Genomic DNA, 22,586 nt, shown 5'->3' with positions numbered 1-22,586 from the left:
TAGCTGTTACGCGCACGGATGCGCCTAATTCCAATTGGTTCAGTATAGCGCAAGGGCCCTATAATCACAGGAAGAGCCACTGTCGATGCGCCCAAGGAGGAACCATGGCCGAAGGACTGGAAAGCTACACCCGCGAGCAGCTGATCGAGCTTTTGGAGATCACCGCAAAGGACTTGATCGCCATCGACGGCACCTGGTTCCAATCCCTTGAGCGCGAGCAGGGCATGGACACCGCTATGGAGCACGACCGCAACGCTTGGAAGCGCTTTGTTCCCAGCGAGGCACGGCGACTGCGTACGTTCCTGGATCTTGACGAGCACTCCGGCCTGGAAGGCCTGGCCAAGGCCCTTCCCCTGCGTTGCACCTCGCTGGCCAACGAATGGGAGATCGTTTGGGAAGAGGACGGCTCGCTTGTCTTCCGCATTACCAACTGCCGCGTCCAGAACGCCCGGGCACGCAAGGGCATGGAGTTCCATCCCTGCAAAAGCGTGGGCATCCTGGAGTATGGCGAATTCGCCCGCGCCCTTGATGACCGCCTGCGTTGCGAGTGCGTCAGCTGTTTCCCCGACATCACCGACGAAACGTGCAACTGCGCCTGGCGCTTCTGGATGGAGAAGTAACAGCTGGCATTGATCCCCCAGCACACAAAAAAGGAGGCTGTCGTTTCGCGACGACAGCCTCCTTTGGTTTATTCGCGCCAGAAAGACGCCGCTACTTGAATCGCTTGAGCAGCAGCGAGTTGCTGACAACGCTGACGCTGGAAAGCGCCATAGCGGCGCCCGCCAGGGCAGGAGCCAGAATGCCCACCGCGGCCAGGGGAATCATGATGCAGTTGTAGATGAGCGCCCAGAACAGGTTCTGCTTGATCTTGCGCATAGTGGCCTTCGACAGACGCAGAGCCACTACCAGGTCAGACAGGCGGTTGCGCATGAGTACCACCGAGCCGGCATCGAGGGCCACATCGGTGCCAGACGCCATGGCCACGCCGATGTCGGCCGCAGCCAGCGCCGGGGCATCGTTGATGCCGTCGCCCACGAAGGCCACCACGGCGTGCTTGCCGGCAGCCGCATCGCGAGCAGCCTGCTGGGGCGATTCCACTACCGCCGCCTGGTACATGCCGTCCTGCTCAGGCAGCATGAGCTCTGCTTCGGTCATCTGGCGATCACTTCGCTCCTGCTTAACGGCTGCAGCGGTTGCCGCATTGAGAAGCGCCACGTCCTCGGCGCCTTTCACAGCGCTGACGCAGGCCGCCTTCTCCAGCGGCTTGACACCCGCAAACACATGATCGGCAGCAATGCCCACTTCGGCAGCGATGGCCTGGGCGGTGGCCTCGGCGTCACCTGTCACCATATAGGAGGCAACCCCGAAGTCCTGACGCAGCGCCTGCAGCGTGGCGGCGGCATCGGCCTTGGGCTCGTCGCGGAACTGAATAGCACCCTCTAGTGCTCCGTCAACCGTCACCGAAGAGCCGCCCTCGGCAGCGTTCGCGCTGATAGCCACCGTATGACCCTCGACGACGCCGCGGACCCCTTCGCCGACGATTGCCTCGAAGCTCTCTACCGCAGGCAGAGTGCCCACTCCTTTGTTTTCTGCATAGACCACGACGGCACGGGCCAGCGGATGCTCGCTTTTCGCCTCTATGGCAGCGGCCAGACGCAGAGCCTCGTCGGAAAGGCTGCAGGCCACCACCTGTGGCTCGCCCACGGTAAGCGTGCCCGTCTTGTCGAACACCGCGGCACCCAGATTGCCCATGGTTTCCAGCACAGTGCCATCCTTGATGAGCACGCCCAACTGGGCGCCCTTCCCCATGCCCACGGTAAGCGCGGTAGGGGTGGCCAGACCCAAAGCACAAGGGCAGGCCACGCAGATGACGGCGATGGCCGGCATGAGCGCCTGCACCAGACGCGCGCTCTCGTCCGCCGGCGGCACCGCGAAGAACCACACGCAGAACACGATCAGGGCAATGACGAGAATAGCCGGCACGAACACCGCGGCAATACGGTCGGCGATGCGCTGGATGGGGGCCTTCGTGCCCTGGGCATCCTCCACCGCGCGCACGATGCGCGCCAACGTGGAATCGGCCCCCACACGCAGGGCGCGCACCGTCACCGAGCCCGTGGTGTTTTGCGTGCCGCCGGTCACGGCGTCGCCCGCCGTCTTCACCACCGGCAGCGTCTCGCCCGTCAGCATGGACTCGTCCACCTCCGTGGCACCTTCGGTGACCACGCCGTCCACGGGCATCTTCTCCCCGGGCCGCACCAGTACCGTGTCACCAGCCACCACCTGGGCCAGCGGCACCTCGCGCTCTTCGCCGCCGCGCACCACGCGGGCCGTGGGCGGCGTCAGGTTCATGAGCGACTCGATAGCCTGGTTCGTCGCTCCCTTGGCACGGCTTTCCAGCATCTTGCCGAACAGCACGAAGGTAATGAGCATGGCGCAGGTTTCGAAATAGGGCATGCCGTCGTTAACCGCCAGCGATACCTCGCCATGACCCCAGTCGCCCGTCACCACGGGAAGGAACGTAATCCAAAGGGAGAACAGGAACGCGATGCTGGTGCCCAGGGCCACCAGCACGTCCATATTGGCCGAACCGCCTTTCAGCGAGCCCCAAGCGCCCTTGTAGAAACGAGCGCCGCAGCAGAACTGCACGGGGATGGTAAGCAGCAGCAACAGGATGTTTGCGGCAAACATGGCCTGCACATGAGAGGGATCAGCCACAAAGAGGCCAGCCAATGCGTTGCCAGTGGCCATGTGGGCCCCGGGCAGCATGCCAATGGCCACAATGAGCACCGTGAGCGCCGCCGCCACGCCGAACACCCAGCGATCGCGCTTGGCGCGCGCCGCCTCGCGGGCGCGGCGCTTCTCGTCCACCAGCGGCGCGTCCTCGGGAATAAGCTCGGCGGTGAAGGCCAAGTTGTCGAACACGTGCAGCATATCGTCCACGCTGGCCTGGGCGGGATCGAAGGTGACGCGCCCCGTGTTATTGGCCAAGTTTACTGCCACATCGACGACGCCCGGTGTTTTGCGATAGTGACTCTCGATGGAGGCCGCACAGTTGGCGCAGTGCATGCCCTCAATGGCCAGGCGCAGCGTGGCTTCCGCCGGACCGTCCTCATTGACGGCCTCGTCGGGCGCGGTGGCAGCGGATTCGCTCGACGCCGATGCGGCCACATTCGCTTCTCCCCCTGCCTTTGCAGGCGCGGCGCCTGGCGCCGCTTCCGCCGCCTTCGCCTTATCCTTGGCCGCCTTCTCGGCAGCATCGGCAGCCAACTCGGCCGCGAAGGGATGCTCGCCGTCTTCGGGCATGACCGCCACCTTGAAGTTCGTATCATCCAGGGCGTGAAGCAGATCGTCCAGCGTGACCTGACTCGGATCGAAGGTCACATCGGCCCACTGGCCGTCAAGGCTTACGTCCACCCCCGTAACACCGGGAAGATCCTCGTAGTGGGTGGTCACATTGGCCACGCACTTGTTGCAGTGCATGACCGCCGTAGCCAAACGGATAGTTTCCATAGTTTTGCTCCTTACTTGGCGAATCGCCGCATGAGGCCCATGACCTCTTCAATGACCTCGTCGTTTCCCTGTCGCACTTCCTCCACCACGCAGGTGCGCATGTGCTCTTCCAGTACCAGCTCCGACACGCGGCGCACCGCCGATTCGGCCGCCGCCAGCTGAGTGAGCACATCACCGCAGTAGCGGTTGTCGTCGATCATGGCCTTCACGCCATTCAGTTGCCCGATGGCGCGGTTGAGTCGCTTTTGCACATCGGCCTGCAGCGCTTCGCTGCGCGGCGTATGCTTGTGGCGGCAGCCGCAACCAGGCTGCTCCGCTTCCGCCGTTCGATCCTCCATAGAAGCCGCTCCTTACTGTTTGCCCGACAACGTTGGGCAGTCCTTTGCTTGAGGTCTTTATACCCCTAGGGGGTATATTCGTCAACCCTCGAGTAGACCTCGCCAGATAACAAAAAGGGGCTCCGCCTTAGCGGAGCCCCTACAACGTTCGCGATACACCGAGCGCGGTTACTCGCCGCGCGTGCCCGTTACGTCCTTGGCCTCTTCGGCGTCAGCCTCGTCGCGGGCCGCGTCCACGTGGACAACGAACTCAGCGATGCCACCCTCGTTGGCCAGCAGCTCGCGCACATCGTCGATGGTGTCCTCATCGGTCAGGCCGAGCACCACGTCATCGGCCACCTCCGCGGCTTCCTTGCCTGCCGTCTGACGAGGCACCTCGTCCAGCGAGGCAGACACGTAGGCAATGCCCTGGCGCTCGGCGGCCTTCGCCTGCATGAACAGGAAGATGAAGCCCACCACGCCAGCCAAGAGCGACGCGGAAAGAATACCGATCTTCGCATCCGAGATAAGAACGGCCTCGGGGAAGGCCAGGTTGGCCACGAAAATGGCCATGGTAAAGCCCACGCCGCCCAGAATGCCGGCACCCAGCATATGGATCCAGTTGACATTCTCGGGCAGGCTGGCAATCTTGAACTTCACCGTGAGGAAGCTGAACAGCATGATGCCGATGGGCTTGCCCAGAAGCAGGCCGAAGAACACGCCGAAGAACACCGGGCTGGTGACCATAGCCAGCACATCGCCGCCCAGGAAGCTGACGTCGGCGTTGGTCAGGGCGAACAGCGGCAGCACAGCGAAGTAGACCCAGGGGTACAGCATGTGCTCCAAGCGCGTAGCCGGGGGCACCACCTGCTTGGCCACGCGGGACAGGCGCGACACCGCGGACATGTAGTCCTTCTGCAGCACCACGGGCTCCGTCTCGACATAGGCATCGTTGGCCTCGCGCACGCGATCGCCCGACCACTTCATGAACTCGGACAGGTTCACACGCGAGCCCGTGGGGATGGTGAAGGCTAAGAGCACGCCGGCAATGGTGGAATGCACGCCCGACATGAACACGGCGAACCACAGCAAGCAACCCACCAGCAGATACGGCGCCAGCGAGTACACATGGGCCCGGTTGAGGCACAGCAGCACCACCAGGATGACGGCCGCCACAGCCAGCCACATGATCGAGGGGCTCTGGCCGTAGAAGATGGCGATGACCAGGATGGCGATGATATCGTCAGCCACCGCCAGGGTGGACAGGAACACGCGCACGCCGTTCGGCACGCGATTGCCCAGAAGCGCCATAATGCCCAGGGCAAAGGCGATGTCCGTAGCGGTGGGCACGCCCCAGCCATGGGATGTCTCCGGGTTGCCCGCGTTGAAAATCGAGTAGATGACAATAGGAGCCAACACGCCGCCGAAGGCCGCGATGATGGGCAGCGCCGCCTGACGGATGTTCGTGAGCTCGCCCACGGTCATTTCGTACTTGATTTCCAAGCCTACCAACAGGAAGAACACCGCCATGAAGATGTCGTTGATGATGTGGGCCAAAGACATCTCGCCAATGAAGCCGCCCACACCCACCACTACATGGGTATGCCAGAATTCCTCGAAGGGCTCGAAGACCGGCGAGTTCGCGATGATCAGCGCCACAATAGCGGCCAGCAGCATAATGGCAGCGGCCTTGGTGGACGACCCCGTGAACTGGATGACCTTCAGCCAGCGACGCTGGTGCCCCTGCACCTCGTCAATAAAAATATGGTGGGGGTCAGGATTTTTTGCCGTAGGATCCATTCAACTTCCTCGCTTCTGTGTGTTTTTCGCAGCTCATACGCTTGTAGGAAAACCATTTTCTTGCAACGCCAAATTACCCCATGAATATTAGCAGAATTGCGTTATGCTTGTTTCTCATGTTGATAAGCGGATACGCGCAACGCAGAAAACGGGAGCGCCCGCTTGCAACATACAATGTAAGAAGCGAAGTAAAAAGAGGTGGACATTATGACGATCACCGTGTCCGGACGCAAAATGCCCGTTACCGACGCCCTTCGTCAGTACGCTGAGGAAAAGGTTGGAAACGCTATTAAGGCTGTGGACGCCGACACCGTCTCCACGGAAATTGTTCTGTATACCGAGAAGAACCCGGCCAACCCGCTGCCGGCCATTTGCGAGGTCACTGTTCGCGTGAAGGGCCACATCGTTCGTGTGGAGGAAAGTGAAGAGGATATGTACGCCGCCATCGACGTGGCCGCCGCCAAGGTTGCCCGTCAGCTGCGCAAGTACAAGACCCGCGTGCTTGACAAGCGCGTTCGCGCCACTGAGAAGATCGTCGACTACGCCCACGAGGACGCCAAGCCGGCCGGCGAGCTCGATCTCGACCGCCTGATGGACGAGCTGTCCGAGGACGAAATTGTTCGTACCAAGGAAATGGAGTTCACGCCCATGACCCAGGACGAGGCGCTCGTCCAGATCGATCTGCTCGGCCACGACTTTTTCGCGTACACTGATCGTGACACCAACAAGGTGCACATTCTGTACCGCCGCGACGACGGCGGCTACGGCCTGCTGAAGCAAAAGGAGGACTAATCCATGGCCACTATCGACACCATCGCCACCGTCCTGGAGAACAACCTGGACATCGACCCCGCCACCGTGGTTCCCGAGGCCACCTTCGAGTCTCTGGGTATCGACTCCCTCGACATGGTCGAGCTCATCTGCGACCTTGAGGAAGCCTGCGAAGTCGACTTCGGCGAGCCCGAGGGTCTGGAGACCGTCGCCGACCTGGTCACTTACATCGATTCGCTGTAAGCTGCACCGGCAACCTTGCTTGCAAAGCCCCGCGCGCCTCTGGCCGCGGGGCTTTTTTGCTTCCTAAGAAAGTCCTTGCTTTAAATCGACGATGGCGTACAGGGTGCCGAAGGCCACTACGATTCCCGCATCCGCTTCCGAAGCAGCTAGGGCTCGCGCCCGCGCCATCGCCTCGGCCGGGGTGGGGACGGCCGAGGCCTCCAGTTCGCACGCTTCCTGCAGATAAGCGGCCAGTTCGCCCCCTGGAAGAGCCCGAGGGCTGTCGGGCGTGTAGGTAACCACCCGCCGCGCCCAGGGTGCTATCGCCGCCGCCATGGCGCCATAGTCCTTGTCCGCCAAAACCCCCATGACGAAGGTCACCGAGCCGAACCCTTCTTCGCCCAGGGCATCGGCCAACGAGGCTGCCAGCGCCTGCGCCCCCTGGGGGTTGTGACCGCCATCGATGATAGTGAGCGGATCGGAGGCCACCACCTCGAAGCGCCCAGGCCACTGAGCCGCCGCCACACCCGCGAACTGCGCCTCGGCAGGAATATCCCAACCGCGCTCAACCAACACGCGCACCGTTTCCAGTGCCAGCGCTGCATTGGCGGGCTGGTAGCTGCCCAAAAGACGCGTCACGAACTCCTCACCTTGGTAGGAAAAGCATCTCAATTCGCTGAACTCCGCCGCATCCCCCCTCTTCCCCCACTCCAGCGGCTCCACATGCAACGATGCGAAATCCGGTGTCGTCAGCGCACAGCCGCGCTCCGCGCACACGCGCTCGACCACCGCCATAGCCTCCTCGTCCTGCGGCCATGACACCACGGGCACGCCAGGCTTGATAATGCCCGCCTTCTCTCCCGCCACCGCTGCCAGCGTGTCACCCAATAAGTCGGTGTGGTCGAGCCCGATGCGCGCAATGACGCTCACCTCGGGGGTCTCGATGACATTCGTGGCATCCAACCGGCCGCCCAGGCCCACTTCCAACACCACCACATCACACCCGCTTGAGCGAAAATGCTCGAATGCCACAGCAGCCATCAGCTCGAACTCCGTGGGATGATCCCCGGTCCGCTTCTCCACGGCCTCAGCGCAAGGACGCACCGCTGCTACGGCTCGGGACAGCTCCTCGGTGGTGATGTTGGCGCCATTTACGCGAATGCGCTCTTCGAAGCATTCGATGAAGGGGCTTGTGAACAAGCCAACGCGGTAGCCAGCCGCCTGCAGGATGGACGCCAGGTAAGCGCAGGTCGATCCCTTGCCGTTTGTGCCCGCTACGTGGACAAAGCGCAGGTCATCCTGGGGGCGGCCAAGTTCTTCCAGCAGGGCCACCATGCGGTCGAGGCCTAACCGAGAGGCTTGCCAGCGCGGGGTGTTGATCCACGCCACGGGATCGATCGGCATCTGGTCGCCTGCGCTTGCGCTCGCGGAGCCACCGGCGCCCGTGCCTTCGCTCAGGGAACCGTCGTCGGACACCACCGCACCTTTTTCCCGCATCATTGCCTGCATCCTCCTTGGGCCGTAAAGCCCTTCCAACCGTTTTCTAACAAACATCCTGACAAGCAGGCTCATCTTGGAGCTCATTCTATACTACTGGTCAGGGAATATATTCACGCACTGGCATAAGGAGCTGAAAGGAGAGCATCATGGCCATCGTCTACGACCTCAATCGGCCCGACCCCCTTGCCGCGCCCTGCGATGCCGAAACCTGCAAACCGCCGCTCATCAAGATCCTGACCTCTCACGAGTTCAGCCAGCTTCCCAACATCTCCCTGGAAGGCCGCGAAGGTCTGGCGGCCCTGGAGCCTGCCGAGGCCAACTTCGTTGAGCTCTACCCCTCGTTCATTATCGGCTCCTTCGCCGTACCCGATAAAACCGATCCCACCAGCGATCCCGACCGCCTGGCCTTCTATCTGGAGAACGACCACCTCATCATTATCGATGACGGCAATATCGCCCAGGAGCTGCTGAAGAAAATCAAGGCCAGCGGCATGCTTACCAAGCCCACTACCTCCCACGCGCTCTATGCTTTCATGAAAACGCTCATCGCCGATGACTTCACGTGGTTCTCGGTTATGGAAGATGCCATGGAGGCCCTTGAGGAAACCATGCTCACCGACAACGGCGAGGTATCGGTGCAAACCATCATGAGCTATCGGCGGGCCGCCATGCGCATGGGCTCCTATTACCAGCAAATTGCCGTCATGGCCGACCTCATTGCTGACAACGAGAACAAGGTCATGACGCGCGAAGAAGCGCACGCATTCGCCCATGTGGTAACCCACGCCAACCACCTGGCCGACCGTGCCGATATGCTGCGCGAGTACAGCCTGCAGCTGTACGAGCTGCATCAGACGCAAATCGACCTGAAGCAGAACTCCACTATGCAGATTCTGACCATCGTCACGGTCATGTTCGCACCGCTGACCCTGGTCACCGGTTGGTTCGGCATGAACCTCACGGTGCTGCCGGGCCTGGATTGGCCCTATATGGCCTTCACTATCATTGGGCTGGCGCTCATTATGATTGTGGTCATGGTGGTGTTCTTCAAGAAGAAGAACTGGCTGTAGCCCCGGTCGCCTCGCAGGACGAGCGAGCAGGCCGATGCCGCGAGGCTAATTACTTGCAGGACGCGTGCCCAGCAGCTCGCCCAAGGTGGCGAAATCGTTCTCGAGCGCCTCGCGCTTCTTGCCATCATAGAGGGCCGCCGCCGGGTGGAAGATGGGGAACACTTTGAAGCGCCCTGCCTGCTGCAACGTGCCATGGAGGCGCGTAATGCCCACGTCGGTCTTCAGGATAAACTTCGTGGAGAAGTTGCCCAGGGTGACAATAAACTCCGGATTGATGGTGCGCGTCTGCTCGCGCAAAAACGGCGTGCAGGCCTGGATTTCCTCGGGACGCGGATCGCGGTTGGAGGGCGGCCGGCATTTCAGCACGTTGGCAATGAACACCTCTTCGCGGGTCAGGCCCGCAATGGCTAGAAGCTCGCTTAAGTATTTGCCCGCCGCGCCCACAAAAGGCTCGCCCTGCAAATCCTCGTTCTTGCCTGGCGCCTCGCCCACAATAAGCACACGTGCATTGGGATCGCCCGTGCCGAACACCGTCTGCGTGCGGCCATCGCACAAGGGACAGCGACGGCATTCCGCCACTTCGGCCCTTAGCTGATCAAGGGGAATATGAGGATGCTCCATCTTCTTCTCCTATTTATATATACGAGGCAGTCTCGAGCAGCCGAAGCCAATGGCCACTTCATGCTGAATAGTTCCCAGCGTCTCGGCCATCTGATCGATGGTGATGGAGGCCTCGCCCTGCTCGCCCACGATGGTTACCTCATCGCCAATTTGCGGATCGATGTCGCTGCGCTGCCGCAGGTTCACCTCGAACATGCACTGGTCCATGCAGATATTGCCCACCTGATGGAAGCGGCGGCCACCCAGCAGCACATCGGTGCGACCGGAAAGTCCCCGTCGGAAACCGTCGGCATAACCGATGGGCAGCGTGCATACCTTCACGGCGCCGGGACTGCGGTAATGAAGGCCGTAGCTGACGCCCTCCCCCACCGGCAGCGTCTTCACATCGGTGATGCGAGCCTTCACCGCCATGGCCGGCTTCAGCTCGATGAGCGGATAAGCCTCGGGGCACGGATAGAACCCGTACAGCGAAATGCCCAGGCGCACCATGTCCAGCTGCACATCGGGATAGCGAATGGCCGCCGCGGAGTTGGCCGCGTGTACGATGCCCGGGTTGATGCCGGCAGCCCGCAAAGCGTTCACCGCTTCAGCGAACCGCTTCACTTGACGGTCGAAATCGATGGTGCCGGGGCAGTCGGCCGTGGCGAAATGCGTGAAGGTGCCCTCCATGTCGAGCGCGCGATGGAACGAGATCTGTCGCACGAAATCGACGACTTCGTCATAACGGACGCCGATGCGGTTCATGCCCGTGTTCACCTTCAGATGGAAGGGAGCCCGCAACCCGAAAGCGTCGGCGGCTTCGCCATAGGCAATGGCGAACTCCGCCGTGTACACGCTGGGCATGATCTTGTAGGCCAGAAGCAGCGGAATGGCCGTCTCGGGCGGCTGGCCCAGCACCAAAATGGGAGCGTTTACCAGGGCTTCGCGCAGCTGAATAGCCTCGTCCACCGTGGCCACGCCCAAGTATTCCGCGCCGGAGTTGAGCGCCGTTTTCGCACACTGCACTGCGCCGTGACCGTAGGCATCGGCCTTCACCACAGCCATAAGCCGCGTGCCCGGGCGCAGGCTGTGCTTGACCACCGAGGCGTTGTGGCGGATGGCATTGAGGTCGATTTCCACCCACGACCAGCGGCGATCCACTTCGGGAATGCGCGCCAGCTTGTCGGGATCGAAGCGAGGCTTTCCCGAGTTGGCGGTGCCCGCTTCCGCAAAGCGCAGAATGTCGGCCGCCGCATTGGAGCGCGGCGCGAGCCCAAACCCATTCGCGGCGGCTCCGGCGCCCCCAACGGCTCCCGCCGCCGACGCCGAACCCGCGCCCTGGGGTTGCCAGGCACCAGCCACCGAGCGCTCCTGTTTGCGCGTCACAAAGGACGTGTCATCATAGCGGGATGAGCGCAACGCATCGCCCGCAGAGACAAAGTTCGGGTCACGTCGGGAAAACCCCGTGAACCCATTGGGAAGATCGGCCATAACGCACTACCTCAGATTCGCTGTTTCTATCACGGATGACAGTATAGCCCTTTGCGGCCATTGCCACGGCCCGAACAACGCGAGGGGCGTCCGCAGACGCCCCTCGATGCTCGAACAGCCCAATAATGCCAAAGCATCCGTCCTAGTGGCCGCCGCCGCCCATCATGGACACGGCGTGGGGTAGCACCTCGACGATGCCCTCCCAATTCTCGGTGGCCGCCTTCGTGGAACCGGGCAGGTTGATGATGAGGGTGCGGCCGCGCTGGGCGCAGACCGCACGGGACAGCATGGCGCGGGGCGTGATGGCCATGCTGTGGGCACGCATGGCCTCGGCAATGCCGGGCACCAGGCGATCGGCCACATCGGCCGTGGCATCAGGGGTGACATCACGCAGCGAAAGCCCACTGCCACCGCAGGTGATAACGATGTCAGCGTCGGTGTTATCGCAGGCGTTGATGAGCGCGCCCGCAATAAAGGGGCGCTCGTCCGTTTCCACGATGCGCTCGAGGCATTCCCATCCCTGATCAGCAATGAGCGCCTCCAGCTTCTGTCCCGCCTCGTCAGTGTCCTTCGAACGCGTATCGGAACAGGTGATAACGTAGAACTTGAGCGTGTCAGCCATGCTCTGCCTTTCTCTTAAAGGCGGCGCGCTGCAGCGCGCCGATCATTCCCTTGCCTCCCACGGCGCTGGTCGTTGCTTTGCGCCGCGCCTTCTTGGTATCGCGCCTTACAGGGCCACTTCCTCGGGCACGTCCAGAAGGACGCAGTCCACCCAGGAACCCGCCGGCTGAGGTTCCGTGCCCTCAGGCATGATAGCCATGCTGTTCGTCTTCTGGATAACGCCGAACAGGCCCGAGCTCTGGTTGCGGGCCGGCGTCACCTCATAGGTGCCGTCCTCGGCGCGGGTCAACACCGAACGCAGGAAAATGCGGCGCGGATCCTTGTTTTTCTCATCGGAGGTCAAGCGTGCCTTCACCACAGGATGGTCCATGCAGGTATAGCCCTGCATGGTGCGCAGAGCCGGACGGATGAGCATCTGGAAGCCCACATAGGCCGCCGCCGGGTTGCCGGGCAGTCCGAACACCGGTGTCCCCTCCACCAAGCCGAAGGTTTGAGCCTTCCCCGGGCGCATGTTCACTGTGGTCATCTTGAGCTCGCCCAGCTCGGCCACTACCGGCTTGATGAAATCGTAATCGCCATTGGCGGCACCACCCGTGGTCACGACGAAGTCGTACTCGCACGCTGCCGCAGCCACGGCATCGCGCAGGGCCTCGAAGGTGTCTTCCACGATAGGCAGCATAACGGCCTCAGCGCCGGCGCTGCGGGCGCAGGCGGCCATGGCGTAGCTGTTGGAGTTGCGGATCTTACCGGGACCGGGTACCTCCGTGGGAGGCACCAACTCGCTGCCCGTGGCGATGATGGCCACGCGCGGGCGGCCATACACCGGCACCTCCAGCACACCGCAGCCGGCCAAGAAACCCACGCCGGCATCCCCCAGCACCTCGCCGGCACGCACGATCACCTCTCCGGCGCGGGCCTCCTCTCCGGCCTCGCGAATATTCGAACGCTCCTTCGTGGGCGCCGCGAAGGCTACGGTCGAGCCCGTCTTGCCATCGCCTTCCACCACTTCGACGATTTCGTACTTCACCACGGCATCGGCGTCGGCTGGCAGGCACGCGCCCGTCATAATGCGCACGCACTCACCAGAAGCGATGGCGCCTTCGAACACGTCGCCGGCGCCGATCTCGCCGATCACGCGCAACGAAACGGGAGCTTCCGGAGTCGCGCCGGCCAAGTCGGCACCGTGCACGGCAAAGCCGTCCATGGCGGAATGGGCGAAGGGCGACACATCGATATCGCTCGTCAGATCCTCAGCCACAACGCGGCCCACCGCGTCAAGGAGCCCCACGCGCTCGACGGGCATTTTCGTCATGGCACCCGTCACCAGCGCCCGCGCTTCCTCCAGCGGAATCATTTCTTTCACAAGTCCCACCCTTCTGGAACGGCCCACCGGCCCTTCCGCAAAAATCCTGCCTGTGGCTCCAAGCACACATGATGTTTTCTCAATTATAGCGGCACAAGAATATCTGAGAACCCTCCCTGCCGTGCTTGCGCGGGAAAGACATTGCTACAATGAAACCCGACACCCGCGCTCTCACGGAAAGAAGGTCGACCATGAGTTTTCAGGTTACGCCCTACACACCCCCCAATTTCGACCTTCCCCATTTGGCCGCTGCGCCCGACGTGCGCCTGGAACCGGCGCCCAAGGACTTCGTGGCACCCCTGGACTACCACGCCATGTCCATCTATCCGGAATACCTGAAGCTTGACGGCCAGTGGACGCTGGCCGAGGACAGCCGTATGGACTGCGTTGCCGTGGTAGAGAACGGACGCATTTTCGTGCGCGAGTTTCGCCACATCAAAAAGGGCGACCTCATTGCCTGCGGCCGTTCCGAAAACGGTGAAGAGGGCATCCTGGTGTACACCGATGGCTTCAAGAACCCTGGCAACGACAAGGGCATCGCCCCCGTGGCTGGCGGCCACGACAACTTCGCCTTCCGCGTAGGCCGTTCCCGCGAAACCGCCTTTTCGCGGGATTACGACGAGCTGTACGAGCTGCTGCGTCACGATCGTGAGCACGGCTCCATCGTGTGGGTGATGGGACCCGCTTTCACTTTTAACGGCTACTCCCGCGAGGCCTTCTCGAAGATTATCGATGCCGGCTACGTCGATGCCGTCTTCGCTGGCAACGCCCTGGCAACCCATGATTTGGAAGGCGCGTACTTCCACACCTCGCTGGGCCAGGACATCGACACGCAGGAGAACCGCCCCAACGGGCATTACCACCACTTGGACACCATCAACCGCGTACGCTATTGGGGCTCCATCGACAAGTTCATTGCCGAAGAAGGCGTGCGCGACGGCATCATGTACAGCCTGGAGAAGAACCACGTGCCCTATGTACTTGCCGGCTCTATCCGCGACGACGGCCCGCTGCCCGGCGTGTTCGGCAACGCCTATCAGGCCCAGGACGTCATGCGCAACCACATTCGCAAAGCCACCACGGTCATCTGCATGGCCACCATGTTGCATACCATTGCCACGGGCAACATGACGCCCTCCTACCGCGTGATGCCTGACGACACCGTGCGCCCCGTGTACTTCTACTGCGTGGACGTGGCTGAGTTCGCCGTGAACAAACTGGTCGACCGCGGCAGCCTGGCCAGTCGCGGCATTGTCACCAACGTGCAGGACTTCATTGCCCACGTTGCCAAGGGATTGGGATTGACGGACTAGCGCTCCCGGTTCTGCGGGGGCCGCGATTACGCGGCCCCCGCACGACTGCCCCAACAGCAAAATGCGCCCAAAGACAGCTGTTACCGTGCGCAGGCCGCCCCAATGGAAGCCGCATATTCTTCCTTAGGAACAAACGAAACCTGCAAATACATGCCCATGCCTTCAGCCAATCGCTGAAGCACTTTCACAGAAGGGTTCCGCGTCCCATTTTCGATGCGGCTGATCTCCGTCTGGGCAATACCCGTCCGCTCAGCAAGTTCCTTCTGCGTAAGATTCTGCCCCGTTCGCGCCTCCATAAGGGCTCGCATGATTTCCATTTCGGGCTGTAGCTCCGCATAGGCTTCCACAAACTCAGGATCCTGAGAGCATTCCTCGAAAAGATCTTCAAGTGTTTTTTCCTTCATTGCACCCTCCTTAGATAGTCAGCACGATATCTCTTTGCTCGTGCAATTTCGTCCCCGGGCACCTTTTGGGTTTTCTTCACAAACCCATTCGTCAGCACGACAATGCGGTCTTTATGAAAGAAATACAGCACGCGCACCGTATCGGAGCCAAACTGACATCTCAGCTCAAAGATTCCCTCGCTCAAGCTCTTGCTAAATGGCGCCCTTAACTCTGACCCCACTTCCGACAAAAGCTCAAGCGTGCCGTACACCTTCGCTCGTAATTTTGGCTGCAGCCCCATGATGAACTCATAGGCTGGCTCTTCCCCCTCCTCCGTACGATAAAACCTTACATCCATCCTCATTCTTACTCCTTCCCATAGTATGAGATATAACTCATTTTGTCAACACTATGAAAGGAGGGAGCGCCATCCATATACGGGCAGCCTCCCACGGCTGTCCTTGGCATGATGCGAAGTTAGGAGGACGAAACCCCAGCCATTCTTTCTGACGGCAGATTACCATGTTATAAGAACAAATGTTCTTATAACTGCAACACTTTATCGAGCCGTCATGTTCCATCAAACACCGCTGCGGCAACGAAAAAGGGGCGCCCCTTGCGGGACGCCCCTGTGTGCGCATATCTTTCGGTGAATTTAGCGCTTGATGTTGTAGAAAGCGTTCATGCCAGCGTAGGTGGCCTGGGTGTCCAGCTGCTCCTCAATGCGGATGAGCTGGTTGTACTTGGCAACACGGTCGGAGCGGCAAGGAGCACCAGTCTTGATCTGGCCGGTATTGCAGGCCACGGACAGATCGGCAATGGTCACGTCCTCGGTCTCGCCGGAACGGTGGCTCATAACGCAAGCGTAACCGGCCTGCTTGGCCATCTCGATGGCCTCGAGCGTTTCGGTCAGCGAGCCGATCTGGTTCACCTTGATGAGAATGGCATTGGCGCAGCCCAGCTCAATACCCTTGGCCAGACGCTTGGAGTTGGTCACGAACAGGTCGTCGCCCACCAGCTGCACGCGGTCGCCGATGCGGTCGGTCAGCTTCTTCCAGCCATCCCAATCCTCCTCGGCCATGCCGTCCTCGATGGACACGATGGGATACTTGTTGACCAGGGCCTCCCAGTAATCCACCATCTCGTCGGAGGTGAGCTCGCGGCCCTCGCCCGCCAGAACGTACTTGCCAGTCTCGGCGTTGTAGAACTCAGTGGAAGCCGGGTCCATGGCGAACAGGATGTCGGTACCCGGTTTATAGCCAGCCTTCTCGCAGGCCTCCACGATGTAGGCCAGGGGCTCCTCGTTGGTCTTCAGGTTGGGAGCGAAGCCGCCCTCGTCGCCCACGCCGCCGCCAAGGCCAGCGTCATGCAGCACCTTCTTCAGCGTGTGGTAGATCTCCGCGCACCAGCGCAGGGCCTCCGCAAAGGTAGGGGCGCCCACGGGCATGATCATGAACTCCTGGAAGTCCACGTTGTTGTCGGCATGCACGCCGCCATTGAGGATGTTCATCATGGGGGTGGGCAGTACGTGGGCGTTGGCACCGCCAACGTACTTGTACAGCGGCAGCTCGGCCGCCTCGGCAGCGGCATGGGCCACAGCCAGCGAAGCGCCCAGAATGGCGTTGGCGCCGAAAGCGCCCTTGTTGTCGGTGCCGTCGGCCTCGATCATCACCTGGTCCACCAGGCGCTGGTCCTCGGCCTCCAGGCCCAACAGAGCCTCGGCAATTTCACCGTTCACGTGGGACACCGCGTCGAGCGTGCCCTTGCCCAGGTAGCGATTCTTGTCGCAATCGCGCAACTCAACGGCTTCGAAAGCGCCCGTGGAAGCGCCCGAGGGCACCGCCGCGCGGCCGAAGGAGCCGTCCTCCAGCACAACTTCCACTTCGACGGTGGGATTACCGCGGGAATCAAGAACCTCGCGCCCGTACACATCGATGATGACGCTCATGAATGCCTCCTTGAAGGTAGATTGATGCTCTCACTCAGCGTATGCCATCATAGCACGAGGATTGCCGAACGACGAAGCCCCCGACGAGAACGGCGCGAACAACCAGAACCGCGTACAGGCCGCCGTGCGTCACCCCTCCACCCGGTCCACCAAATCGATGAGCTGCTGCTGCGAGTGAACACCCAGCTTGCTGTAGATGTGTCGCACATGGCTCTTCACCGTGTTATGGGACAGCACGAGCCGCTCCTGAATGACCGAGGCCGTGCGGCCACGGGCCAGCAGCTGCAGCACGTCCACCTCGCGCGCTGTGAGTCCGAATCGCTGGGCCACCGCCGCGCAGGCCTCATCGAGCCGCTGCTCGCTGCCGAGCGCCTCCTCAGAAGCGAATGCTTTATCCGCTTCATCGCGGCGCGCATCCTCCGAAAGGCCGCTCTTCGGGTCCTTTCCATCGGTCTTCTCATCCCCCTCCGGCCCCAGCACGGGCAGCACTCCATCGATGGCTTGGGTAAAGCTTCCCGGCTTTACCGCCACGAAGCTGTAGGCCACAAACCCGAAAGTCAGCGCTGCCGAGGCGCCCATGAGCAGGGCCGGATTGCCGGCCGCCATCCCCTCCAGCGCGCTGGAAAGCATCGCGCCCGCTGCAATGCCCACCCAAGCAGCAGCGGTGGCACCGGCGGACGTCGTCAGCGCTCCCAACGGATTGCGCGCACCCACCCGAGCAACAATGAAGTAGGTCAGCACCCCAAAGCAATCGGCACCGCCCTGCAAAAGCACCGACGAGGACACGTTCGTCCAACTGGAAGGGCCCGGGTCGAACACCGTCAGCGGCACCAACAGAAAGCCAGCCAATACCAGCAGCGACGAGGCCCGCTGCAGGGCATCGGGAGAGAGCACCCGCACCCAATGGGAGACCGCCAGCGCCAGCACAAGGCCCACGGGAACAAACGACAGCACCAGGCCCAGCAAGGGCAAACGTCCCTCCACCTGCACCGTGCCATAGCCAAAAGCCGCATTGAACAGGAAAATAGTGACGTACACCACGCTGGCCAACGGCAGAAACGACGAAGGGTTCGTCACATCGAGCACCTCGGGTGCCTCCTGCTGCCGAATGCGCTGGAAGAGCTCGGCTGTACGCGGCATCACGCACACGAACACGCCTGCCAGGCACAGAAAGTACAGTAGCACCGCCACCGCGGTCGGCAAGGTACCCGCAAGACGCAGAAGAAACGTCACCCCATAGGAAACGCCATAGGCCGCAGGAATGACCAGCAAGGCATCGCGCATGGTCAGACGCGTGAGCCCCACGCCTGCCAGCACCGAGAACCATGCCGAACCGATACCTCCCAACGGCGCGCCCCATTCCACCAGCACTGGAATGCCGAACTCGAGGCCGAGGACAAGAACAGCCAGACTCACCGCCAACGCCACAAGAAGCACCACTGATATCCCACGCTCCCGCACCAGAGATGGCCGAAAGTAAGCCGCTGCCGCCACCGCCAAGGCAAAGAGCGCGCCGCAGAGCGTGGACACCTCGCGCGCCGCCGGACCCACGGTCGCCACTTCAGGAAACACCGAGGAGTTCAGCACGGCCGAAGCGGTAAATAGCAGCGCAAGGGCCGCCCCCATCTGCGTCCGAAGATTCATGAGCTCCCATCCTCCCCTCCCTTGCTTAACCGCGCTCGCGAGCCGACACACAAGGGACTCTTTGGGCTCCAGTATACCAATCTCCCCATCACCCCACCTCACCCTCAGAAGGTGAAAAGATCAACAGAATCTTTCGTTTTCCCAGATCAACCGAACAAATAAGAAATCAGGTCGAGAGGGTGGAGCCAGAGCGATCACCGCCGCGTAGACTGCGAGGCACTTGAGAGAAACTCACCACCAAGGAGGGAACCATGAGCAACCAAACGTCTATCTCCCGTCGCGGATTCCTGGGCCTGGGCGCCCTGGCCGCCGCTGGCAGCGCTCTGGCCGTAACTGGCTGCGCCCCCACGCGCCAGGGAGAAGAGAAGCTCTCCGACACTGGCAGCACCAACGCATCTGGCAACCCGGCATGGCTCGGCGACGAGCCGGAAATTGGCGAGATCGTCCGCGCCGAAGACACCGACTTCCTCATCATCGGCGCTGGTTGCGCTGGCACGGCTGCCGCAGCCACGGCCAGCGACATGGGCCTGAACTTCATCTGCTGCGAGAAGAACGCCAGCGTGCAGGAGACCCGCGAGTACTTCGGCGGCGTGAACACCAAGTACCAGAAGGAAGCCAAGATCGAAATCGACGAGGCCAAGCTGCTCAACGAGCTTTCGCGCTATGCTTCGGGCAAGTGCAACCAGAAGCTCATCAACATGTGGATTCGCGAGAGCGGCGAGACGCTCGAATGGTTCGATCCCATCATGCAGGCCGCCGACAAGCAAGGTGTACTCACCGTGCATACGGCCGACCATCCCACCGGGGGCACCGACTACTATGTGCCCGTTCTCGAGCACCTGTGGCTTACCCCCTACGAACCGCCCATGCGCAACGACCTGCTAGCCGACTATGTGGCCGCCGCAGGCAATCCCATCCGCTTCGGCTACGAAATGGTGCGCCTCGTTCACGAGGACGGCAAGGTGACCGGCGCCATCTTCGAGACCGACGAGGGCCGCGTGCAGATCAACGCTACCAACACGCTTATCGCCACAGGCGGCTATCCGGCCAACCCCGATATGATGGAGGCCCTCTCCCCCGCCGCTCTCGCCTGCTCAACCGCGGCCAGCTTCGCTCCCAACGACACGGGCGACGGCATTAAGGCAGGCCTGTGGGCCGGCGCCTCGAAGGATCCCGAGGCAGCTCCTATGCTTTTCGACCGCGGCGCTGTGGCTCCCGGCGTGGATGCCGGCTACGACGGCGCGGGTGACTCTCGCGGCCTTCCGGGCACTATCTTCCAGGAGAACATCGGCAGCCAGCCCTTCATGAAGGTGAACCGTCGCGGCGTGCGCTTCGTGAACGAGTCGGCCCCCTACGACTTCATGGGCAACGCCGCCGCACAGCAGCCCGGCGGCGTGTGGTGCCAGATCTTCGACGCCAACGCATCGGAGGACATCCTGCGCTTCGACACCATCGGCTGCTCTGGCTTCGCCAAGCAGATGATGGCGGCGGGCATGCCCATCGATGAGTTCTGCGCTGCCTCGCTGGAGTCGGGGATCATGGTGAAGGCCGACACCTTGGAGGAGCTTGCCGACGCCATGGGCTTTGCCGGCGACGACAAGACCGCCTTCCTCGATCAGGTGGAGCGCTACAACGCCCAGTTCGATGCCCAGAAGGACGACGACTTCGGCAAGGAGGCCTACCGCCTGTCGGCCATTCGCCAGGCGCCCTTCTACGGCTGCTGGTTCGGCTGCTCGCTTCTGACCACGCTCGACGGTCTGCGCATCAACGAGCACTGCCAGGTCATCGACGAGGACTGCAACGTCATCGAGGGCCTCTACGCCGCGGGCGACGCCTCGGGCAGCTTCTTCTCGGGCAACTATCCCGAGTACCTCGTGGGTGTGGCCTCGGGCCGCTCCACCGTGCAGGGCCGCCACGTGGCGCGTTTCCTTGCCGGCGACATCGCTTAAGCCCTCCCCTTTCCTCCCTTTCTTGCCCTCCCTACAAACGAGGCCCGCTCCATTCCCTGGAGCGGGCCTCGTTGTTGCATGCGGTCTTTCAGCTGACAGCTTCTAGTGAATGCCGGGCCACACAGCTCCCGTGGCGGGGCCCTTTACGTCGGCGTTCTTGTCGGTGGTGGGAATAACGCCGTATTCCTTCAGCAGGCCGTAGATGTCGGTGTTCTCAATCTCCTTCAGGCCCTTCGACAGCATCAGCTTCTCCATCAAGCTCATATTCATGTCCGTAGCGGGCTTGCCGTCGCGCAGCAGCACCGTGGCGTTCAGCAGGCAGCGCAGGTCGTAGACGCTGCCCCACACCTCGGGCACGCCGCGGTCGATGTCGAGCAGCGTGTAGACGGCCTCCATGCCGGTGCGCATGGAGTACTCGGTGGTGAAGATGGTGTCGCGCGGCGTTTCGGCGAACTGACCGATGAAGGCGAAGTTCACAGCGCCCTCGGGCACCACGTCGGGGCGATCGCCCTCGGCACGCGGCATGAAGAAGGCGGTAATGTAGGGCATCATGCAGGGCACGGTGTTGCAGCTGTGCTCCGCCAGCTCGGCAATTTGCTCCTCGGGCACGCCGATGTGGTACAGCCACTCCTCGCAAATTTCCTTGCCGGTGCAGTCGCGCATGGGCTTCTTCACGTAGTCGCCGGGCACGTCGGTGAACAGGCTGTACACCCACACGCACACCGTGCCGGGCTTCTGGTCGCGGAACTGCGGCTGACGGTTGATAGTCCAGGACAGCAGCCAGCTGGAATCCTTCACCGACACAATGCCGCCCGTAACCACGTTGCCGGACAGCGGGTCGCGCTGGCAGATGGCCTCGATGTAGGGCAGCACCTTGTCATCGAGCGTGGTTACCGTGGCGCTCTCCCAGTTGCTCTTCTCGGGGTCGCTGCAGAATTTCTCAGGATGGCCAAAGGCATCGTTCTGCGTGGCGATCTTCTTCCACAGATCCCAGCCGTCGCCCGGCACCAGCTGCGGCGCGAACTTCGCCGGCGTATTCTGATCGCCGAAGGAAGAATGGGCCACGCAGCTGCCCGGCGTAATGAACACCAGGTCGTTCTCGGAAAGCTCGATGGTCTCCGTGGATGCCTGGCGCGCGGCCTGATCGGCCGCGTCGGCATCGGAGGCCGGCACGCCCTCGGCCGCGTCCACCGCCGCCGGCGAGGGCTCATGGCGCAAGGTGATATCCGTGGCCATCTTGCGGTTGTCGCCCTTGGCGTCATCGCAGGAGAAGTTAACGTCCAGTACGTGGGTGTTGAACTGGAAGTCCACCCCATGGGCCTCCAGGTAGTTCACCATAGGCAGAATCATGGACTCGTACTGGTTGTAGCGGGTGAAGCGCAGGGCGCTGAAATCGGGCAGGCCGCCCACATGGTGGATGAAGCGGGTGATGTAGCGCTTCATCTCCAGCGCCGAGTGCCAATTCTCAAAGGCGAACATGGTGCGCCAGTACAGCCAGAAATTCGAGTTCAGCACCTCGTCGGAGAAGTACTCGGTGATGAGCTTGTCCTGCAGGTCCTCTTCCGGCGTGAAGAACAGCTTCATGATTTCCATGCAGCCCTTATCCGACAAATTGAACTTGTTGTCGGTGTGGGCGTTCTGACCGCGGTTCACCGTGGCGCGGCACAGCGAGTAGTTGGGGTCACGCTTGTTCAGCCAATAGTAGTAATCGAGCACGCTGACATCGGGGTCTTCGATGGAAGGAATGTCGCGGAACAAATCCCACATGACCTCGAAATGGTTGTCCATCTCGCGGCCGCCGCGCATGGTGTAGCCCAGCTGGGTATAATCCCAGCCGTCGCAGGCGCCGCCGGCGCGCGGGTCGCGCTCCAGAATGTGAATGTGATCGCCGGGCATTTGGCCGTCACGCACCAGATAGCACGCCGCCGTCAGGCCCGCCAGGCCCGAACCAATAATGTAGGCCTGCTTGTTCTCTACTCCTTCGGGCTTCAGGGGATGGGCGAAGGCTTCGTAGTTACCGCTGGAATAGTACATGGGACACGTCCTCTCGATAGATGTCGCACTGGCTCTATGATGACCC

Annotated in this window: 19 protein-coding genes; 6 read left to right on the top strand and 13 right to left on the bottom strand. The window is 61.9% G+C overall.

What is annotated here, in order from left to right:
• Positions 1 to 104 precede the first annotated feature (104 nt).
• Positions 105 to 620 (top strand): DUF6125 family protein, encoded by a 516-nt coding sequence (locus PZH32_RS04585; RefSeq protein WP_275206496.1) that lies wholly within the window; start codon positions 105 to 107, stop codon positions 618 to 620.
• A 91-nt stretch (positions 621 to 711) separates the two neighbouring features.
• Here PZH32_RS04585 and PZH32_RS04580 read toward each other — a convergent pair whose 3' ends face one another.
• The 3 genes from PZH32_RS04580 to nhaA form a co-directional block, all read right to left on the bottom strand.
• Positions 712 to 3,513, bottom strand: coding sequence for a heavy metal translocating P-type ATPase (locus PZH32_RS04580; protein WP_275206495.1), 2,802 nt, complete (start codon positions 3,511 to 3,513; stop codon positions 712 to 714).
• A gap of 11 nt (positions 3,514 to 3,524) precedes the next feature.
• The gene (locus tag PZH32_RS04575; protein WP_275206494.1) at positions 3,525 to 3,851 is read right to left on the bottom strand and encodes a metal-sensing transcriptional repressor; all 327 of its coding nucleotides are present in this window, start codon (positions 3,849 to 3,851) and stop codon (positions 3,525 to 3,527) included.
• A gap of 168 nt (positions 3,852 to 4,019) precedes the next feature.
• Positions 4,020 to 5,630: a Na+/H+ antiporter NhaA gene (gene nhaA / locus PZH32_RS04570; protein ID WP_275206492.1), complete on the bottom strand. Its 1,611-nt coding sequence runs from the start codon at positions 5,628 to 5,630 to the stop codon at positions 4,020 to 4,022.
• A gap of 207 nt (positions 5,631 to 5,837) precedes the next feature.
• On the opposite strand from nhaA, the gene hpf reads away from it, so the two are divergent.
• Both hpf and PZH32_RS04560 read left to right on the top strand, forming a co-directional pair.
• Entirely contained in the window at positions 5,838 to 6,422 is a 585-nt protein-coding gene (gene hpf, locus PZH32_RS04565; protein WP_275206905.1) for a ribosome hibernation-promoting factor, HPF/YfiA family, read from the top strand.
• Between the two features lie 3 nt (positions 6,423 to 6,425).
• Positions 6,426 to 6,644: a phosphopantetheine-binding protein gene (locus PZH32_RS04560; protein ID WP_275206491.1), complete on the top strand. Its 219-nt coding sequence runs from the start codon at positions 6,426 to 6,428 to the stop codon at positions 6,642 to 6,644.
• 63 nt (positions 6,645 to 6,707) lie between these two features.
• On the opposite strand, the gene PZH32_RS04555 is transcribed toward PZH32_RS04560, so the two are convergent.
• A complete protein-coding gene (locus PZH32_RS04555; RefSeq protein WP_275206490.1) occupies positions 6,708 to 8,123 on the bottom strand; it encodes a bifunctional folylpolyglutamate synthase/dihydrofolate synthase in 1,416 nt (471 codons plus the stop codon).
• 146 nt (positions 8,124 to 8,269) lie between these two features.
• Between PZH32_RS04555 and PZH32_RS04550 the strand changes: the two genes are divergently transcribed.
• On the top strand, positions 8,270 to 9,193 hold the full coding sequence (locus tag PZH32_RS04550) for a magnesium transporter CorA family protein (RefSeq protein WP_275206489.1): 924 nt from the start codon (positions 8,270 to 8,272) through the stop codon (positions 9,191 to 9,193).
• 45 nt (positions 9,194 to 9,238) lie between these two features.
• Here PZH32_RS04550 and PZH32_RS04545 read toward each other — a convergent pair whose 3' ends face one another.
• The 4 genes from PZH32_RS04545 to PZH32_RS04530 form a co-directional block, all read right to left on the bottom strand.
• Positions 9,239 to 9,814, bottom strand: coding sequence for a uracil-DNA glycosylase (locus PZH32_RS04545; protein ID WP_275206487.1), 576 nt, complete (start codon positions 9,812 to 9,814; stop codon positions 9,239 to 9,241).
• Between the two features lie 9 nt (positions 9,815 to 9,823).
• Positions 9,824 to 11,284, bottom strand: a complete 1,461-nt coding sequence (gene alr, locus PZH32_RS04540; RefSeq protein WP_275206486.1) for an alanine racemase — start codon at positions 11,282 to 11,284, stop codon at positions 9,824 to 9,826.
• A 142-nt stretch (positions 11,285 to 11,426) separates the two neighbouring features.
• Positions 11,427 to 11,906, bottom strand: coding sequence for a MogA/MoaB family molybdenum cofactor biosynthesis protein (locus tag PZH32_RS04535; RefSeq protein WP_275206485.1), 480 nt, complete (start codon positions 11,904 to 11,906; stop codon positions 11,427 to 11,429).
• 105 nt (positions 11,907 to 12,011) lie between these two features.
• Complete coding sequence (locus PZH32_RS04530; RefSeq protein ID WP_275206483.1) at positions 12,012 to 13,268, bottom strand: molybdopterin molybdotransferase MoeA; 1,257 nt, start codon at positions 13,266 to 13,268, stop codon at positions 12,012 to 12,014.
• A 191-nt stretch (positions 13,269 to 13,459) separates the two neighbouring features.
• Between PZH32_RS04530 and PZH32_RS04525 the strand changes: the two genes are divergently transcribed.
• Entirely contained in the window at positions 13,460 to 14,581 is a 1,122-nt protein-coding gene (locus tag PZH32_RS04525) for a hypothetical protein (protein ID WP_275206482.1), read from the top strand.
• 80 nt (positions 14,582 to 14,661) lie between these two features.
• Here the strand turns inward: PZH32_RS04525 and PZH32_RS04520 are convergent, their stop codons facing one another.
• The 4 genes from PZH32_RS04520 to PZH32_RS04505 form a co-directional block, all read right to left on the bottom strand.
• Positions 14,662 to 14,985 carry a helix-turn-helix domain-containing protein gene (locus tag PZH32_RS04520; protein WP_275206480.1) on the bottom strand — a complete coding sequence of 108 codons (324 nt, stop codon included), beginning with the start codon at positions 14,983 to 14,985 and terminating at the stop codon, positions 14,662 to 14,664.
• Positions 14,982 to 15,329, bottom strand: coding sequence for a type II toxin-antitoxin system RelE/ParE family toxin (locus tag PZH32_RS04515; protein WP_275206479.1), 348 nt, complete (start codon positions 15,327 to 15,329; stop codon positions 14,982 to 14,984). Before PZH32_RS04515 ends, PZH32_RS04520 begins: the two co-directional genes overlap by 4 nt.
• A 291-nt stretch (positions 15,330 to 15,620) precedes the next feature.
• A complete protein-coding gene (eno, locus tag PZH32_RS04510) occupies positions 15,621 to 16,913 on the bottom strand; it encodes a phosphopyruvate hydratase (RefSeq protein WP_275206477.1) in 1,293 nt (430 codons plus the stop codon).
• Between the two features lie 129 nt (positions 16,914 to 17,042).
• Entirely contained in the window at positions 17,043 to 18,557 is a 1,515-nt protein-coding gene (locus tag PZH32_RS04505) for a response regulator transcription factor (RefSeq protein WP_275206475.1), read from the bottom strand.
• A gap of 251 nt (positions 18,558 to 18,808) precedes the next feature.
• Between PZH32_RS04505 and PZH32_RS04500 the strand changes: the two genes are divergently transcribed.
• Positions 18,809 to 20,506 (top strand): FAD-binding protein, encoded by a 1,698-nt coding sequence (locus PZH32_RS04500; protein WP_275206473.1) that lies wholly within the window; start codon positions 18,809 to 18,811, stop codon positions 20,504 to 20,506.
• Positions 20,507 to 20,608: 102 nt separating this feature from the next.
• Here the strand turns inward: PZH32_RS04500 and PZH32_RS04495 are convergent, their stop codons facing one another.
• Positions 20,609 to 22,540 carry an oleate hydratase gene (locus PZH32_RS04495; protein ID WP_275206471.1) on the bottom strand — a complete coding sequence of 644 codons (1,932 nt, stop codon included), beginning with the start codon at positions 22,538 to 22,540 and terminating at the stop codon, positions 20,609 to 20,611.
• Positions 22,541 to 22,586: the final 46 nt, after the last annotated feature.

This window comes from Adlercreutzia equolifaciens (assembly GCF_029076695.1).
Lineage (GTDB): Bacteria > Actinomycetota > Coriobacteriia > Coriobacteriales > Eggerthellaceae > Adlercreutzia > Adlercreutzia equolifaciens_A.
This window is presented reverse-complemented; position numbering and strand designations above follow the sequence as displayed.

Excerpts from the sequence above, each read along its gene's own strand:
- PZH32_RS04580 (WP_275206495.1), bottom strand. The coding sequence starts at position 3,513 with ATGGAAACTATCCGTTTGGCTACGGCGGTCATGCACTGCAACAAGTGC.
- PZH32_RS04505 (WP_275206475.1), bottom strand. The coding sequence starts at position 18,557 with ATGAATCTTCGGACGCAGATGGGGGCGGCCCTTGCGCTGCTATTTACC.
- hpf (WP_275206905.1), top strand. The coding sequence starts at position 5,838 with ATGACGATCACCGTGTCCGGACGCAAAATGCCCGTTACCGACGCCCTT.
- alr (WP_275206486.1), bottom strand. The coding sequence starts at position 11,284 with ATGGCCGATCTTCCCAATGGGTTCACGGGGTTTTCCCGACGTGACCCG.
- PZH32_RS04550 (WP_275206489.1), top strand. The coding sequence starts at position 8,270 with ATGGCCATCGTCTACGACCTCAATCGGCCCGACCCCCTTGCCGCGCCC.
- PZH32_RS04495 (WP_275206471.1), bottom strand. The coding sequence starts at position 22,540 with ATGTACTATTCCAGCGGTAACTACGAAGCCTTCGCCCATCCCCTGAAG.
- PZH32_RS04520 (WP_275206480.1), bottom strand. The coding sequence starts at position 14,985 with ATGAAGGAAAAAACACTTGAAGATCTTTTCGAGGAATGCTCTCAGGAT.
- nhaA (WP_275206492.1), bottom strand. The coding sequence starts at position 5,630 with ATGGATCCTACGGCAAAAAATCCTGACCCCCACCATATTTTTATTGAC.
- PZH32_RS04515 (WP_275206479.1), bottom strand. The coding sequence starts at position 15,329 with ATGAGGATGGATGTAAGGTTTTATCGTACGGAGGAGGGGGAAGAGCCA.
- PZH32_RS04545 (WP_275206487.1), bottom strand. The coding sequence starts at position 9,814 with ATGGAGCATCCTCATATTCCCCTTGATCAGCTAAGGGCCGAAGTGGCG.
- PZH32_RS04500 (WP_275206473.1), top strand. The coding sequence starts at position 18,809 with ATGAGCAACCAAACGTCTATCTCCCGTCGCGGATTCCTGGGCCTGGGC.
- PZH32_RS04535 (WP_275206485.1), bottom strand. The coding sequence starts at position 11,906 with ATGGCTGACACGCTCAAGTTCTACGTTATCACCTGTTCCGATACGCGT.
- eno (WP_275206477.1), bottom strand. The coding sequence starts at position 16,913 with ATGAGCGTCATCATCGATGTGTACGGGCGCGAGGTTCTTGATTCCCGC.
- PZH32_RS04525 (WP_275206482.1), top strand. The coding sequence starts at position 13,460 with ATGAGTTTTCAGGTTACGCCCTACACACCCCCCAATTTCGACCTTCCC.
- PZH32_RS04555 (WP_275206490.1), bottom strand. The coding sequence starts at position 8,123 with ATGATGCGGGAAAAAGGTGCGGTGGTGTCCGACGACGGTTCCCTGAGC.
- PZH32_RS04560 (WP_275206491.1), top strand. The coding sequence starts at position 6,426 with ATGGCCACTATCGACACCATCGCCACCGTCCTGGAGAACAACCTGGAC.
- PZH32_RS04585 (WP_275206496.1), top strand. The coding sequence starts at position 105 with ATGGCCGAAGGACTGGAAAGCTACACCCGCGAGCAGCTGATCGAGCTT.
- PZH32_RS04575 (WP_275206494.1), bottom strand. The coding sequence starts at position 3,851 with ATGGAGGATCGAACGGCGGAAGCGGAGCAGCCTGGTTGCGGCTGCCGC.